This is a genomic window from Ensifer sp. (assembly GCF_035999135.1).
Classification (GTDB): domain Bacteria; phylum Pseudomonadota; class Alphaproteobacteria; order Rhizobiales; family Rhizobiaceae; genus Ensifer.
In genome coordinates this window covers 122,569-137,329 of the sequence record NZ_DASYGZ010000217.1, presented here as the reverse complement: position 1 = coordinate 137,329, position 14,761 = coordinate 122,569, and the positions used below count along the sequence as shown (strand labels likewise).

The following is a 14,761-nucleotide window of genomic DNA, read 5'->3' as shown; positions in this document are numbered from 1 at the left end:
GGTTATACCAGGTCTTCAGAGGAGAACTTCAACATGAACAGACGCATGCTGCTTTTGCTTGCCGGCGCCACTTCCGCTGTGCTTCCTGCCGTCGCTGCCGCTGAAAGCCAATTGACGGTCTACACCGCCGTCGAAGCTGTCGACCTCGACCGCTACAAGGCGACCTTCGAGAAGGCGCATCCGGATATCAAGATCAACTGGGTGCGCGATTCCACCGGCGTCATGACCGCCAAGCTCCTTGCCGAAAAGGACAATCCGCAGGCGGACGTCGTCTGGGGCCTCGCCGCAACCTCGCTGCTTCTGCTGAAGACCGAAGGCATGCTGGAACCCTACCAACCCAAGGGCGTCGAGGCGCTCGACCCGAAATTCGTCGACAAGGACACGCCGCCGAGCTGGGTCGGCATGGACGCCTATGTCGCAGCCCTCTGCTACAACACCGTCGAGGGGCAGAAGCTCGGCCTCACGCCGCCGACGAGCTGGAAAGACCTGACGAAGCCGGAATACAAGGGCCATGTCGTGATGCCGAACCCGGCATCCTCGGGCACCGGCTTCCTCGACGTCTCCGGCTGGATGCAGATGTGGGGCGAGGAGAAGGCCTGGGACTTCATGGACAAGCTCCATCAGAACATCTCGGCCTACACCCATTCCGGCTCCAAGCCGTGCAAGATGGCCGGCGCCGGCGAAGCCGTCATCGGCGTTTCCTTCGAGTTCCCGGGCGCCAAGGCCAAGAGCGCCGGCGCACCGATCGACATCATCTTCCCCGCCGAAGGTTCGGGCTGGGAGGCTGAGGCAACGGCGATCGTCGCCGGTACGGCCAACCTCGAAGCCGCAAAGACGCTGGTCGACTGGTCGGTCACCAAGGAAGCCAACGAGATGTACAATGCCGGCTATGCCGTCGTTGCCTATCCGGGGGTGGCCAAGCAGGTCGAGCACCTGCCCGACGACATTGCGTCGCGGATGATCGTCAACGACTTCGAATGGGCCGCCAACAACCGGGCGGATATCCTCAAGGAATGGCAGAAGCGCTACGACGCCAAGTCGGAGCCGAAGAGCTGATCCGGACCGATCGGGCGTGGCGCCAACGCGCTGCGCCCACCTCGCATTCTCTGAAAGAAATCCCTCAAGCCAGCGGAGCTTGCAGATGAGGCATGCCCTGTCGATCGAACCGACACCCACCAGCCGTCAGCACTTCGCCGATGACGCGGCCGCGGAGCCGGCCCCCTATCTTCAGATCTCGGATCTCTGGAAAACCTATGGCGATTTCGTTGCGCTGCGCGACATCGAGCTGTCGATCGCCAGGGGTGAGTTCATCTGTTTCCTCGGTCCCTCCGGCTGCGGCAAGACGACATTGCTCAGGGCGATCGCCGGCCTTGATCTGCAGACGCAGGGCACCATCCTGCAGGATGGCCGCAACATCTCGACGCTGCCGGCCTCCAGCCGCGACTACGGCATCGTCTTCCAGTCCTATGCGCTCTTTCCCAATCTGACGATCGAGCAGAACATCGCCTTCGGTCTCGAAAACACCGGCCGGTCGAAGGCGGGGGTCGCGTCCCGCGTCTCGGAACTGCTGGAGACGGTCGGCCTGTCGGCGCACGGCAAGAAATATCCGGCCCAGCTGTCGGGTGGCCAGCAGCAGCGCATCGCGCTTGCCCGCGCCATTGCCATCTCGCCGGGGCTGCTCTTGCTCGACGAGCCGCTTTCGGCGCTCGACGCCAAGGTGCGCGTTCATCTTCGCCACGAGATCAAGGCGCTGCAAAGGAAACTCGGCGTTACCACCATCATGGTCACCCACGACCAGGAGGAGGCGCTCGCCATGGCCGACCGGATCGTCGTCATGAACCATGGCGTCATCGAGCAGGTCGGGTCGCCGACCGACATCTATCGCCACCCCGAAACGCTGTTCGTCGCCGATTTCATCGGCGAGACCAACCAGTTTCCAGCCCGTGTCATCGGGGAGGGCGAGGTCGAGATCGGTCATTCGGCCTTCTGTTGCTCGACCGAGGATTTTGGCGCCGGCCACGCGGCAACGGCCGTCGTGCGCCCGGTCGACATCATCCCGCACGGCGCCGATGCCCACGCCGCCAACGCCATCGATCGGCCGGCAACGCCGCAAAACCTGATCGACGCCGAGGTGCAGGAAATGGAGTTCCTCGGCATGTTCTGGCGCACGCGCCTGACAGCACCCCGCCTTGGCGAGCGCACGCTGGTCGCCGATTTCTCGGTCAACGCCGTCCGGCGCCTCAGGATCGAGACGGGCGGCGCCATCCAGGTTGAAATCCCGCGCGAGCGCCTGTTGCTCTATCCAAGGGGTGCCTGACGATGAACATGGTCCTCGAAGCGCCGCATCTTCCCGTGATCGGCAAGCGCCTGCGCCAGCAAGCCTCGCGGGACGACCGCATCAAGCTCGGCTTCATGGCGGTCATCGGGCTCTATCTGGTCGTCGCCCTCGGCGCCCCGCTCTTCGTCATGCTGTCGAAGTCGTTGTCGACCTATCGGTTCGATCTCCAGGCCTTCGAGTTCCAGGTGAGCGACGAGACGGGTGATAACTGGGGACCGGTGGTCAGTGCGGCGGACCTCAACCGGGAGCTCCAGGCGGTGACGGAGCCCGAGCTTTCCAGCAGTTCCGACGGACGGCTGGCGGCCACAAAATTCTTCCCGGACTTCAAGTTCCGCAGCCCCGTTCACTACCGCATTCGCGGCACGACCGACGATGCCGCCTTCCTGGTCGGCTCCACGCTCGAAAAAGGGACGGGGTGGCGAGACTACGATTCCGGCACCTTCCGACGCGTGGTGCTGCGACCCGCGCGCGCGCTCGGTTTTACGAATTTCACGACTTATTTCTCGACGCCGGCGCTTGCGCAGTCGATCTACAATTCCGTGCTGATGGCGGTGATCAGCACTGTTTTCACGATCTCGATCGCCTTTGCGCTTGCCTATGGCCTGACGCGCAGCTGCATGCCGCTCAAGGGCCTGTTTCGCGGCATCCTGACGATCCCGATCCTCGTGCCGTCACTCTTGCCGGGCATCGCGCTCGTCTATCTCTTCGGCAACCAGGGCATCTTCAGAGATTGGCTATTCGGTCATTCGATCTACGGGCCGATCGGCATCGTCATCGGTTCGATCTTCTTCACCCTGCCGCATGCCTTCCTGATCATCCTGACGGCGCTCTCCATTGCGGACGCACGCCACTACGAGGCCGCCGCGTCGCTGAAAGCCAGCAAGTGGCGGACCTTTACGACCGTTACGGTGCCCGGCGCCCGCTTCGGCATCGTTTCGGCCGCCTTCGTCGTCTTCACGCTTGTCATCACCGATTTCGGCCTGCCCAAGGTGATCGGCGGGCAATACGGCATGCTCGCCGTCGACATCTACAAGCAGGTGATCGGCCAGCAGAATTTCGAGATGGGCGCGGTCGTTTCCGTCATCCTGCTGGTGCCGGCGGTGCTTGCCTTTTACGTCGACCGGCACATGCAGAAGCGACAGGTGGCGTTGCTGTCGGCGCGCGCCGTACCCTACCAGCCGAAACGCAATGCTCGCACCGATGGGCTTTGCTTCGCCTTTGCCTGTCTCGTCAGCCTCTTCATCCTCGGCATGATCGCCATGTGCCAGATAGCGGCGGTGGTGAAGTTCTGGCCCTATGATTTGACGCTGACAGCCAAGAACTTCGCCTTCGACCTGATGGACGGCGGCGGCTGGGCCGCCTATGGCAACTCGATCCGGCTGGCACTTCTGACGGCGCTGTTCGGCTCGGTCGTCGTCTTTGCCGGGGCCTACATGGTGGAGAAGGCCGACGGCTTCCGGCTCGGCCGCGGGGTCTTCCATTTCCTGGCGATGATGCCGATGGCCGTGCCCGGCATGGTGCTCGGCCTTGCCTATATCTTCTTCTTCAACAATCCCGCCAATCCGCTGCACCCGATCTACGGCACGATGGCGATCCTGGTCGTGTCGACGGTGACGCACTTCTACACGGTCGCCCATCTGACGGCACTGACGGCGCTGAAGCAGATGGACCCGGAGTTCGAATCGGTTGCCGCCTCGCTGAAGCAGCCCTTTCACCGGCTGTTCTTCCGGGTCACGGTGCCGGTCTGCCTGCCGGCGATCCTCAACATCGCGATCTATCTCTTCGTCAACGCGATGACGACGGTCTCGGCGGTGGTGTTCCTCTATTCGACGGATACAAAGCTTGCCTCGGTCGCGGTGCTCAACATGGACGATGCCGGTGACATCGCGCCTGCCGCGGCCATGGGCATGATGATCTTCTACACCAATGTCGCGGCGAAACTCGTCCATGCGCTGATCGCGCGCGGACTGCTCGCCCGCACCCAGGCCTGGCGCTAGCCGGTTCCCGGCCCCCAATTCGATGCGCCTGCCTTCCTGCACGAAGGCAGGCGCTTTGCTTTGATCGATTAGGCGACGCGCCGTTCTTCAATCTGGCCCCTGCGTTCGTTGCCCGCGCGCAGGCGTTCCATTTCGGCAAGGCGCGTGCGCTGCGGCGTCAGTCCATAGCGCTCGCGGTAGGTACGGGAAAAATGCGAGGCGGTGGAAAAGCCGCAGGCGACCGCGATCTCGATGATCGGGAGAGACGAGGTCAAGATCAGCAGATGGGCGCGCTCGAGCCTGAGGTCGAGATAGTAGCGCGCCGGCGTGCGGCCCATTTCCTTGCGAAACAGGCGCTCCATCTGGCGCCTTGAAAGGCCGGTCGCAGGCGACATGTCGGCAAGCTTCACCGGTTCGACAATGTTGGCTTCCATCTGCTCGACGATCCGGATCAGTGACGGGTTGTCGATGCCAAGGCGGGCCTGAAGCGGCAGACGCTGGCGCTCGCCCGTCTCGCGCAACCGTTCGCAGAGCGCCGCCTCGCAGATGCGGTTGGTCACCTCCTGGCCAAGGTCCGCCTCGATGATGCGCAAGACCATGTCGAAGGGCGCATTGCCGCCGGCGCAGGTGTAGATGCTGCCATCGATCTCGAATGCCGTCTGGCGGGCCCCAGCCATGAAGAACCGTTCGGAGAAGTCGGGAAAATGCTCCCAGTGCACGGCACAGCGGCGCCCGTCGAGCAGGCCGGCGCGCGCAAGACTGTAGACGCCGCCGGCGAGTCCGGCGAGGCGCACATGGCTGCGGGCGCACGATCGCAGCCAGCCCTCCAGCGCCCTGTCAGCGGGCGGTTTCGTGCGGCCGCCGCAGATGACGACGAAGCCCGGTTCCGTGTTTCGCCGGAACCGGTCTCGCTCATCCAAGAGCCGCCCGGCCGCGGCAACCTTCGTGCCACAGGATGAGGTCGCGGGTGCGCCATCCACCGTGACGAAGCGCCAGCCGTAAACCGGGCGATCGGCCACGTCATTGGCCAGGCGCAGCGCTTCGATCGCCGCCGAAAACCCGTACAACGCGAAGCCATCAAGCAGATAGAAGGTAAAATGGTGGCTGCGTGCGCCTGCCTGCATCGTATCCCCCTGGTCGCGAAGGAAGCCTTCGTCTTTGAATGGAAGAGTTTGTTACATTATGCAACATAAAAGAACATTTCCAAGCGTATTCTGAAGGGGCATGCGGTGAATCTGTAGTCGAGCAGCAGAGACCTGGGCGAAATTAACCTGTTTGGGGCGAAATCGGCTGGCGAAATGGACGGTTGGCTTGTCAAGAAGACAAAAATGGACACAGATGGTGACATGTCGGATCCCCAAAGCGCCCGCGCTCTCGCCCCACGCCGCCACGGCGAAATCCTCAGGCGCCTCGCCACGGATGGCACCGTCAGCATCACTGAGCTATCGGACTTCTTCGACGTGTCGCGGCAGACGATCCGCCGGGACCTGAAGTTGCTTGCCGATCGCGGTCAGCTCGACCTGGTCCATGGCGGCGCCACCCTGTTCGAGGCGACCGAGGCGGCTTTTGTCGAGCGGCGCGAGGAAAACGCCGGGCCCAAGGCGGCGATCGGTCGTGCGGCGGCGGAGCTGGTGCGCGATGGCATGGTGATCTTCCTGGATTCCGGCACCACGACGCTGGCGGTCGCCCATGCCTTGTCCGGACGGAAAAACCTAACGATCTGTACGACTTCGCTGTCAATCGCGCTGTTGATGTGCCGGCAGCCGCTAGTGCGGGTCCATATGCTCGGCGGCGAGATCGATCCGGACGAGGAGGCAGCCGTCGGCATCGACGCGCTCGAAGCGATCAATCATTTCCGCGTCGATGTCGCCTTTCTCGGCGGTGGCGGTCTGTCTCCCGACGGCGAAGTGACCGACTTTACCCGCAGTGGCGCCGAGCAGCGCTCCCGCATGGTGGTGACGGCCGCCAAAGCCTATTTCGTGCTCGACAGCTCCAAGTTCGGGCGGTTGACGCCGCTGCGCATTCCGCGCTTCGAGGCTGCGGCCGGTGTCATCGTCGACCGGCGTCCGCCCGAGGCGATCCGTGAGGCGCTGGAGCGCAAAGGCCCGGCGCTGATCGTTGCCGAGTCGTAATGTAATATTTTGTAACTTTTTGTCTTGTTCTTTGGCGATGTTTTGTTACCGTGTGGCCTTCCATGGTTTCGGGAGGTCGTTTCATGGCGCAGGAATTTCCAACGCAGGCACAGGTCGTCATTGTCGGTGGCGGTATCATCGGGTGTTCGGTCGCCTATCACCTGACCAGGCTCGGCTGGACCGACATCGTCCTTCTGGAGCAGGGGCAGCTGAGCGGCGGCACGACCTGGCACGCAGCCGGGCTCGTCGGCCAGTTGCGCAGCCACGCCAACATGACCAGCCTGATCAAGTACTCGACCAAGCTCTACAGCGAGCTGGAGTCCGAGACCGGCCTTGCCACCGGCTGGAAGAATTGCGGCTCGCTGTCGGTTGCGCGCACCGAGGACCGCATGACCGTGCTGAAGCGCACGGCGGCGTCCGCCCGTGCGCAAGGGGTCGAGATCGAGGTGATCTCGCCGAAAGAGGCGCAGGATCTCTGGCCGGTCATGGCCATCGACGATCTCGTCGGCGCCGTCTGGCTGCCGGGTGACGGCAAGGCCAATCCGACCGACCTGACGCAATCGCTTGCCAAGGGTGCGCGCAACCGCGGTGCTCGGGTCATCGAGCGCGTCCGGGTCACCGGGATTACGACGAAGAACGGCGCCGTCACCGGCGTGGAATCCGACCGTGGCGCGATCGCCGCCGAGATCGTCGTCAACTGCGCGGGGCAATGGGCGCGCAAGGTCGGCCAGATGTGCGGCGTCACCGTGCCGCTGCACTCGGCCGAACACATGTATATCGTCACCGGCCGGATCGAAGGCGTGCATCCCGATTTGCCGGTCATACGCGATCCCGACGGCTATATCTATTTCAAGGAAGAGGTCGGCGGTCTCGTCATGGGCGGCTTCGAGCCGGAGGCCAAGCCCTGGGGCATGGCCGGCATTCCCGATGATTTCGAGTTCGCCCTTTTGGCCGATGATTGGGACCAGTTCGAGATCCTGATGCACAATGCGCTGCAGCGCGTACCGCAGTTGGCGACATCTGAGGTGAAAAAGTTCTACAACGGGCCGGAGAGCTTTACCCCCGACAACAACTTCATTCTTGGCGAGGCGCCGGAGCTGAGAAACTTCTTCGTCGGTGCGGGTTTCAACTCCATGGGGATCGCCAGCGCCGGCGGAGCAGGGCGGGCGCTCGCCGAATGGATCGTCAACCGCGCCCCGACCATGGATCTCTGGCCGGTCGATATCCGCCGCTTCGCCGGCTTCAACAACAATCCGCGTTGGCTGCACGACCGCGTCAAGGAGACGCTCGGTCTCCACTACGCGATGCCCTGGCCGAACCGGGAGCTGGACACGGCGCGCCCCTTCCGTCGCTCGCCGCTCTACGATCGGCTTGCCGCCAGGGGCGCGTGCTTCGGCTCCAAGATGGGATGGGAGCGTGCCAACTGGTTTGCAGTCGGCGGCGAAAGCCCGGTGACGGAATACGCCTTCGGCCGGCAGAACTGGCACGAGGCGGTGAAGCGCGAGATGAAGGCGACACGCGAAGCCGCCGGCATCTTCGACCAGACGTCGTTCGCCAAGCTGCTCGTCCAGGGGCGGGATGCAGCAACGGCGCTCAACCGCATCTGCGCCGCCGACGTCGACGTCGAGATCGGCCGTTCCGTCTATACCGGCGTCCTGAACAAGCGCGGCGGTTACGAAAGCGACCTCACGGTCATGCGTCTTGCTACCGACCGCTTCCTGCTGATCACCGGTTCGGCGCAGGCCGTGCACGATGCGGACTGGATCCGCAAGAACATTGCCACTGATGCCCACGTAACACTCACCGACGTCACGTCGGCCTATTCGGTGCTGGCGTTGATGGGGCCGAAATCCCGTGACCTCCTCGCTCGCCTTACCTCGGCGGATATCTCCAACGAAGGCTTTCCCTTCGGGACGATCCGGGAAATCGACATCGGCTACGCAACTGCCTATGCCAACCGCATGACCTATGTCGGTGAACTCGGCTGGGAACTGATCGTGCCGACCGAGTTCACGGTCGGCGTCTACGAGGCGCTGCACGAGGCCGGCCGCGATTTCGGTCTGACGGATTGCGGCTACTACGCGCTTGAGGCCCTCAGGCTGGAGAAGGGGTACCGCGCCTGGAGCCGCGAGCTGACGCCGGACGTGACGCCTTACGAGGCGGGCCTTTCCTTCGCGGTCGCGCTCGAAAAGGCCGACGGTTTTATCGGCCGGGATGCGCTCGTCGCCGCCAAGGCGAAAGGCACGCCATCGCGTCGCGTCGTCCAGCTGACGCTCGACGACCCCTTACCCATGCTCTGGGGCGGCGAGTTGATCCTGCGGGATGGCAAACCGGTCGGCGAAGTCCGCTCGGCCGCCTATGGTCACACGCTCGGCCGCTCGGTCGCGCTGGGGTTCATCGAAAACGGCAAGGGCGTAGACAAGGCCTTCCTCGAGTCCGGTCGTTTCGAGATCGATCTCGCGGGCGTTCGGCACGCGGCGACGGTGCACCTGGCGCCTGCCTATGACCCAAGGGCGTTGAGGGCCAAATCGTAACCGCCGTCAATCGGGCCCGGCGCCGGGGAGGCACCGGGTCCGAGCAAGGCTCACGACCGGGTCGTACAGTGGCCGACGGCGGCTGTCGTTCAGCGGCGCAGAGGCGTTCGAGCGTCCTGCCGCCAGCGGCGGATCTCTTCTGGACTGGCCTTGCCCGCCCGCGGACCATGGATGGTGACGGCGCGTGACGCAGCGGCAACGGCGAAAGAGAGCGCGTCCTCGAAGCTCTGGTCTATCGAAAGGCACCATGTCAGCGCCGCGCCGAAGGTGTCTCCGGCGCCGGTGACGTCGACGACATCGACGGCAAAGCCCGGCACCCGAAGAACAGTCTCCTGGTCGCGTGCCTCTGCGCCATCGGCGGCCAGCGTGCGCACCACCCGGTCGATCCGGTGCGCGCGCATCCAGTCGCCGATGAGGCTGATGTCGTCGTGGCCGAAGGCGGCGTGAAAGCCGATCTGGTTGAAGATGACGACAGCCGCGCCGGTCAGATAGGGCATGTCCTCGGGCGTGCATCCACCGACGTCGAGGTCGAAGATCGTCCGGCGGCCATGGGAACGCAGATCCTTGAGGAGTTCGGCCTGCTTCAACACGCCGTCCGGCTCCTGGGCGTGAAGCCGGCGGACGCGATAGAGCGTGGTGTAGAGGTAACCCGGCTGGCGCAACGCCGTCAGGCTTTCGTCTGAGAGCCACATCGGCTGCTCGCCCATTTCGACGGTGAGCACGATATGCTCGCCATCGACGAGGAAGATGAAGTTGCGCGATTCCGGGATGGCCGGATCGATCAGCATGTGGTCGACGCCGACGCCGTTCTGCCTGAGATCGGCAATCAGGCGCTCGGAGAGCGGGCTGTTGTTGAGCAGGGACATGAACTGCGTTTCGCCGCCAAGGCCTGCGTGGACGACGGCGGCATTGGCGATGGAGCCGCCCGCTTCGGCTGGAAGCTCCTTGACCATGCCCTTGTCGGCGCGGCCGGGCCAGCGGTCGGCGGTATAATACTCGTCAAGCGCAACGTCGCCGATGAAGAACGCGGTCATGCTGTCGATCCCGTGCCCGCGACCGCGGAGACCCTTATCGGGCCGCCCGAGACTGGCACCCAGGGGTTTTCGCCAATGCCGCAGACGGCCATCCAGTAATAGGGTGCGGGGCCGGAAACGCCCCGGCAGGCATCGTGCCAGACATTGCGCGCCATGACGACTGCCTGTCCCGGCGCGATCACGAAGGCTTCGATCTCGTCGCGATGCGGCTGGTCGGCATCCGACGCCGGCGCCACCGCTAGAATAACGGGCTCGGCGAGGCAGAAGATCGCCTCTTCGGTCAGCGGATGCCGCTCCATCGCCCGGCAATCCCAGGGCGCTTGGCCCCCGCGGGTGACGCCGAGATGGCCGCCGCCGTCGATCAACGGCGTCTTCGTAAAGCCGTCGTTCCAGCCGTCGCCGACGGTCCAGACGACCTTGCCGTCCGTGTCGCCGGTCAGATCATAGACCCGGCCGTAGCTCGAAAAATTGTCCGGTGTCACCGGGCGGGCGTGCACGGCGTCGGTGGCGCTCATGCCGCGCTCCTGATCGCGCGCACGACACGCATCAATCCGGCGACATGGGCGGCCTCGACCCGGCCGGTGTCCTTGTGATCATGCTTGAACCAGCTGCCGACGACGGCGCCGTCGGCGTAGGCCAGCTGCTCACGGGCGTTGGCTTCGGTGAGGCCGGCGCCGATCAGCAGCGGGGTATCTCCACGCGTTGCAGTGCGGAAGCGCGCAACCTTGTCCATGTCGGTCGGCTGGCCGGTCGCGTCCGAGGTGACGACCAGCCCGTCGCAGCGCGATGCACCGATGCGCACGTCTTCCGCCTCTTCACGACCCGAAAGCACCGGCTGATACTTGAACCGGACACCACCGAGCAACAGGGCCGATACACCGTCGCGGCGGCTCTGGAGTTCGGTCGCAAAGGGGGCATCCGCGTCCGGCGGCAGGTGGCCGGCGACAGAATCCACCTGGATGAAGGAGACCGGATAGGTCCTTGCCAGCGCGAAGGCGCGGGCGTCGTCGCGCAGGACGTTGACACCGATGCGTGTCCCGAGGTCCAGACGGAAGATCCGCTCCAGCACCCGTTCGACATCCTCGGCATCGCCGAAATAGTTCTCGACCACCAGCCCGTCGACGCCTTCGCCGGCCATGATGCGGGCTTCCTCTTCGGCCTGGGCAAGCTTGGCCTGAGCGCCTTCGCCGGCAAGGTGCAGCATGCCGAGGATCGGTTTCTGGGTGATGAAGGTGTCGCCGAAGCGGCTCATGTCATGTCTCCTGCACGCCGTGCGGCGCGGTCTCGCGCCCCCAGCGCGTTGCAAATTTCATCTGGACTGCCGGCGAGTAGACGATCGACGTGCGCTCAACCAACCGGTCGTCGGCATCGAGCACATCCCCGCTGGCGCAAAGGTAGCCCGGCACGTCCTGCGCCGGGGCAAAGACCTCCCGCAGACGATCGGAGGCCGGCACGACGGTCAGCAGCAGTTCCGAACGCAAGGGGTGACGGTCATAGTCGCGGCGCAACACCTCGTAGAGAGATTGCGACGCGAAATCGTATTGATCGAGCCCCGGATAAAGGGCGAGATCGAGTTCGGACGTGTCGACGTTCAGCCAGGTCACACTGTCGCCGTTGGCAAGTCCGCGGGCGCGCATGAGCACGAGCTGACCGTTGTCCACCCGGTGTTCCAGCACCCGCGTCAGCGGGCGCTGGCCCTGTTTTCGGGCGAGCTCCGTGAAGCTGCCGAAATTCCAGATGTTGTGGCTGATCGGCCGGTGCGAGACGATGGTGCCGCGGCCGCGAACCTGCTGGACCAGACCTTCCGATACCAGGAGCGACATCGCATTGCGCACGGTCGTGCGGGCAATGCCGAACTGGTCGCGCAACTGGTTCTCCGAGGGAATGGCTTCGCCCTCGGAGAAGTCACCGCTCAGGATCGCGGCGCGCAGCGCCCGATAGAGCTGCCGGTAAAGCTGCTCGCTCGAATAGAGATCGAGCCGAAGCCGCGACAGGCGATCGTCAGGGCGTTCGCTGCTTAAGGTTGAGGCGTCTGGTAGGGAAGGTTGGGTCAAGGCAGGCTCCGGCGCGGTTCCGTTACTTCGTGGCTCCGTTTATCTTGAACTCCTCGACACCGGCCTGTTTCAAGCCATAGCGGTCGAGGATCTGTGCATAAGTGCCATCGGCCTTCATGGCGTCGAGCGCGCCCTTGATTGCATCGCGCAGTTGCGTGTTGGCTTTCGCAAAGGCGATGCCATAGTGGTTGATCTCGCCGACCTCGCCGATCTGGTAGAATTTGTCCGGCTCCTGCTTCATCAGGTCGAGCAGACCTTCAAGCCCGATGACCGAGGCCTGGGCGCGCCCCTGGCGGATCTGCATGATGTGCTCGGCCTGGGTCGGGATCTGGATGACGGTGATCAGCTTGTCGGCCGGGCAGATCGACTTGCCGAGGTTTTCGGCCCACGTGACCCAGCTCGTTCCGGTCGCAACCGCAACCGTCTTGCCGCAGAGGTCGGCCTCGGCCTTGATCTCGCTTTGGTGGTCGGCGGTCGAATAGAAGACGTTGCCGGTCTTGAAGTAGTCGATGAAGTCGAGCTGCGTCTGGCGCTCCACCTTGTCGGAGAAGGCGGTCATGATCAGGTCGGAGCGGCCGGTGACGACCTGCGGGATCAGCTGCGGGAACTCGACGTTCTGGAACTCCGCCGTCAGGCCGAGCCGCTCGGCGATTGCCTTGGCGAGGTCTATATCGAAGCCTTTCAGTTCGGTCGAGCCGGCGTCGCTGTATTCCATCGGCGGATAGGCAAGGCTGATCGTGACGTTCAGCTTGCCGGTGTCGCGCACGGCATCCGGCAGGGCGGCGGCGAGCTTTTCGTCGGCGGCATGGGCCGCGCCCCCTGCGGCAAGGCTGAGGAAGGTGGCGGAGGCAAGCGCCAGAACCATCGGCAGCAGTCGTTTCATTTCCTGTTCTCCCTTTTTTGAACTCTTGTCGTCAGGCAAGCACCCGGCTGAGGAACGTGCGCACGCGCGGATCGCCGGGGTTGCTGAGAACGTCTTGCGGCGCGCCGTTTTCGCGGATCTCGCCATCGATCATCACCACGACGCGATCAGCGACCTCCCGGGCAAAGCCGATCTCGTGGGTAACGACGATCATCGTCGTGCCGCCGCGCGCCAGATTGCGCATGACTTCCAGCACCTCGCCGACGAGCTCCGGGTCGAGCGCGCTGGTCGGCTCATCGAAGAGCATGACGCGCGGTTCCATTGCGAGCGCGCGGGCGATCGCCACCCGCTGCTTCTGGCCACCGGAAAGCTGCGACGGGTAGCTCGATGCCTTGGCCGCCATGCCGACCTGTTCGAGCAGGGCCATGGCGCGGGCCTCGGCCTCGGTGCGGCTGAGACCGCGCACCACCATCGGCCCCTCGGTGACGTTGCCGAGAACGGTGCGATGCGCGAACAGATTGAAATGCTGGAACACCATGCCGAGCTGGCTCTGCTGGGCGCGCAGCCGCTTGACCGGCAGTTCCTGCAACGCACCCCGGCTGAGCTCATAGCCCATGATCGCCCCGTCGACCCAGACGTAACCGCCATTGGGCGTTTCGAGATGGTTGATGCAGCGCAGGAACGTGCTCTTGCCGCTGCCCGAGGGGCCGAGGATGCAGAGAACCTCGCCATAGGCAACGTCCAGGTCGAGCCCCTTCAGGACTTCGTGGCTGCCGAAACTCTTGCGGATACCGACCGCTTTGACTGCAAGTGTCATGCTTCACCCGTGACGGCCGGACGACGCGCCCAGGCTTTGAACCAGCGGCGTTCGGTGGTTGTCGTTGCGGCATCGCGGCCGAAGTGGCGTTCGAGATAATATTGGCCAATGGACAGAACCGTGGTTCCGGCCAGGTACCAGACGGCGCAGACGAACAGCAGTTCGATGACGGCGCCGTTGATGAAGTAGATGCGCTGGGCGGCGTTCAGCATCTCGCCCATGGCGATGGTGGCGGCGAGCGAGGAGAACTTCAGCATGCCGATGGCGCTGTTGCCGAGCACGGGCAGGATCAACCGCAAGGTCTGCGGCAGGATGATGCGCCGCATCGTCTGGCCGGGCGTCATGCCGAGCGTGTGGGCCGCTTCCTTCTGGCCCTTGTCGACCGAACCGATACCGCCGCGCACGACTTCCGTCAGGTACGACCCCTCGTTGACGCCGAGACCGAGGACTGCGGCGACGAAGGGCGTCACCACATCGACCATGCGGGCATCGATAAGACCGGGGATGTAGAGCTTCGGGAAGACCAGCGCGATATTGAACCAGATCAGGAGCTGCAGCAGCACCGGCGTGCCGCGGAAGATCCAGACATAGAGCCAGGCGGCAAAGCGCAGGATCGGATTTTCCGAGAGGCGCATGATGCCGAAGGCAAAGCCGAGCAATACGCCAAGCACCAGCGCGCAGGCCGAGATGAGCAGCGTCCAGCCGAAGCCGGTGATGATCACGCCGGCGGTCAGGAACTCGCCGACCACGGTCCACTGGATTTGCCCGACGGCAAACGCGCGAGCGATCACGGCGAGGAGCAGGATGACGAGACCGCCGCTGATCCAGCGGCCGGGGTGCTTCAGCGGCCGGATGGCGACATCGGGACCGGGAAGGTCCGTCAGCGGCAACGTGGCATTTGGTTTTGACTGAGACTGGTGCATGGCATCCAATTGTAGGGTTAGGCCTACAACTTGATACGAGTGCGCCAAGACAGAGTCAAGCCGGTCCTCCAGCAATATTTGTAAGACCGCA

General features: G+C 64.2%; 13 protein-coding genes. 5 read left to right on the top strand and 8 right to left on the bottom strand.

Annotation, left to right across the window (positions count from 1 at the left end; all coding sequences use genetic code 11):
- Positions 1-33: 33 nt before the first annotated feature.
- The 3 genes from VGO12_RS29605 to VGO12_RS29595 all read left to right on the top strand — a co-directional run bounded on the left by VGO12_RS29605 (position 34) and on the right by VGO12_RS29595 (position 4,335).
- On the top strand, positions 34-1,056 hold the full coding sequence (locus VGO12_RS29605) for a putative 2-aminoethylphosphonate ABC transporter substrate-binding protein (protein ID WP_414650797.1): 1,023 nt from the start codon (positions 34-36) through the stop codon (positions 1,054-1,056).
- 85 nt (positions 1,057-1,141) lie between these two features.
- Entirely contained in the window at positions 1,142-2,317 is a 1,176-nt protein-coding gene (locus tag VGO12_RS29600; RefSeq protein ID WP_327516304.1) for a putative 2-aminoethylphosphonate ABC transporter ATP-binding protein, read from the top strand.
- Between the two features lie 8 nt (positions 2,318-2,325).
- Positions 2,326-4,335 carry a putative 2-aminoethylphosphonate ABC transporter permease subunit gene (locus VGO12_RS29595; RefSeq protein ID WP_327516322.1) on the top strand — a complete coding sequence of 670 codons (2,010 nt, stop codon included), beginning with the start codon at positions 2,326-2,328 and terminating at the stop codon, positions 4,333-4,335.
- A 68-nt stretch (positions 4,336-4,403) separates the two neighbouring features.
- On the opposite strand, the gene VGO12_RS29590 is transcribed toward VGO12_RS29595, so the two are convergent.
- The gene (locus VGO12_RS29590; RefSeq protein WP_327516303.1) at positions 4,404-5,438 is read right to left on the bottom strand and encodes a GlxA family transcriptional regulator; all 1,035 of its coding nucleotides are present in this window, start codon (positions 5,436-5,438) and stop codon (positions 4,404-4,406) included.
- A 204-nt stretch (positions 5,439-5,642) separates the two neighbouring features.
- Between VGO12_RS29590 and VGO12_RS29585 the strand changes: the two genes are divergently transcribed.
- Together VGO12_RS29585 and VGO12_RS29580 are read left to right on the top strand one after the other, a co-directional pair.
- Positions 5,643-6,446, top strand: a complete 804-nt coding sequence (locus VGO12_RS29585; protein ID WP_327516302.1) for a DeoR/GlpR family DNA-binding transcription regulator — start codon at positions 5,643-5,645, stop codon at positions 6,444-6,446.
- Positions 6,447-6,529: 83 nt separating this feature from the next.
- Positions 6,530-8,980 (top strand): FAD-dependent oxidoreductase, encoded by a 2,451-nt coding sequence (locus VGO12_RS29580; protein WP_327516301.1) that lies wholly within the window; start codon positions 6,530-6,532, stop codon positions 8,978-8,980.
- An 89-nt stretch (positions 8,981-9,069) separates the two neighbouring features.
- Here VGO12_RS29580 and VGO12_RS29575 read toward each other — a convergent pair whose 3' ends face one another.
- Genes VGO12_RS29575 through VGO12_RS29545 form a run of 7 tightly spaced genes read right to left on the bottom strand, consistent with a single transcriptional unit; the run spans position 9,070 to position 14,670 of the window.
- Complete coding sequence (locus VGO12_RS29575; protein ID WP_327516300.1) at positions 9,070-10,014, bottom strand: carbohydrate kinase family protein; 945 nt, start codon at positions 10,012-10,014, stop codon at positions 9,070-9,072.
- Positions 10,011-10,529: an ureidoglycolate lyase gene (locus VGO12_RS29570; RefSeq protein ID WP_327516299.1), complete on the bottom strand. Its 519-nt coding sequence runs from the start codon at positions 10,527-10,529 to the stop codon at positions 10,011-10,013. The genes VGO12_RS29575 and VGO12_RS29570 overlap by 4 nt, the downstream gene beginning before the upstream one ends.
- Complete coding sequence (locus VGO12_RS29565) at positions 10,526-11,266, bottom strand: BtpA/SgcQ family protein (RefSeq protein WP_327516298.1); 741 nt, start codon at positions 11,264-11,266, stop codon at positions 10,526-10,528. Before VGO12_RS29565 ends, VGO12_RS29570 begins: the two co-directional genes overlap by 4 nt.
- 1 nt (position 11,267) lies before the next feature.
- Complete coding sequence (locus VGO12_RS29560) at positions 11,268-12,068, bottom strand: GntR family transcriptional regulator (protein WP_327516297.1); 801 nt, start codon at positions 12,066-12,068, stop codon at positions 11,268-11,270.
- 22 nt (positions 12,069-12,090) lie between these two features.
- Complete coding sequence (locus tag VGO12_RS29555; protein ID WP_327516296.1) at positions 12,091-12,951, bottom strand: ABC transporter substrate-binding protein; 861 nt, start codon at positions 12,949-12,951, stop codon at positions 12,091-12,093.
- Between the two features lie 31 nt (positions 12,952-12,982).
- Complete coding sequence (locus tag VGO12_RS29550) at positions 12,983-13,747, bottom strand: amino acid ABC transporter ATP-binding protein (RefSeq protein ID WP_327516295.1); 765 nt, start codon at positions 13,745-13,747, stop codon at positions 12,983-12,985.
- Positions 13,744-14,670 carry an amino acid ABC transporter permease gene (locus tag VGO12_RS29545; protein ID WP_327516294.1) on the bottom strand — a complete coding sequence of 309 codons (927 nt, stop codon included), beginning with the start codon at positions 14,668-14,670 and terminating at the stop codon, positions 13,744-13,746. Before VGO12_RS29545 ends, VGO12_RS29550 begins: the two co-directional genes overlap by 4 nt.
- Between the last annotated feature and the right edge of the window lie 91 nt (positions 14,671-14,761).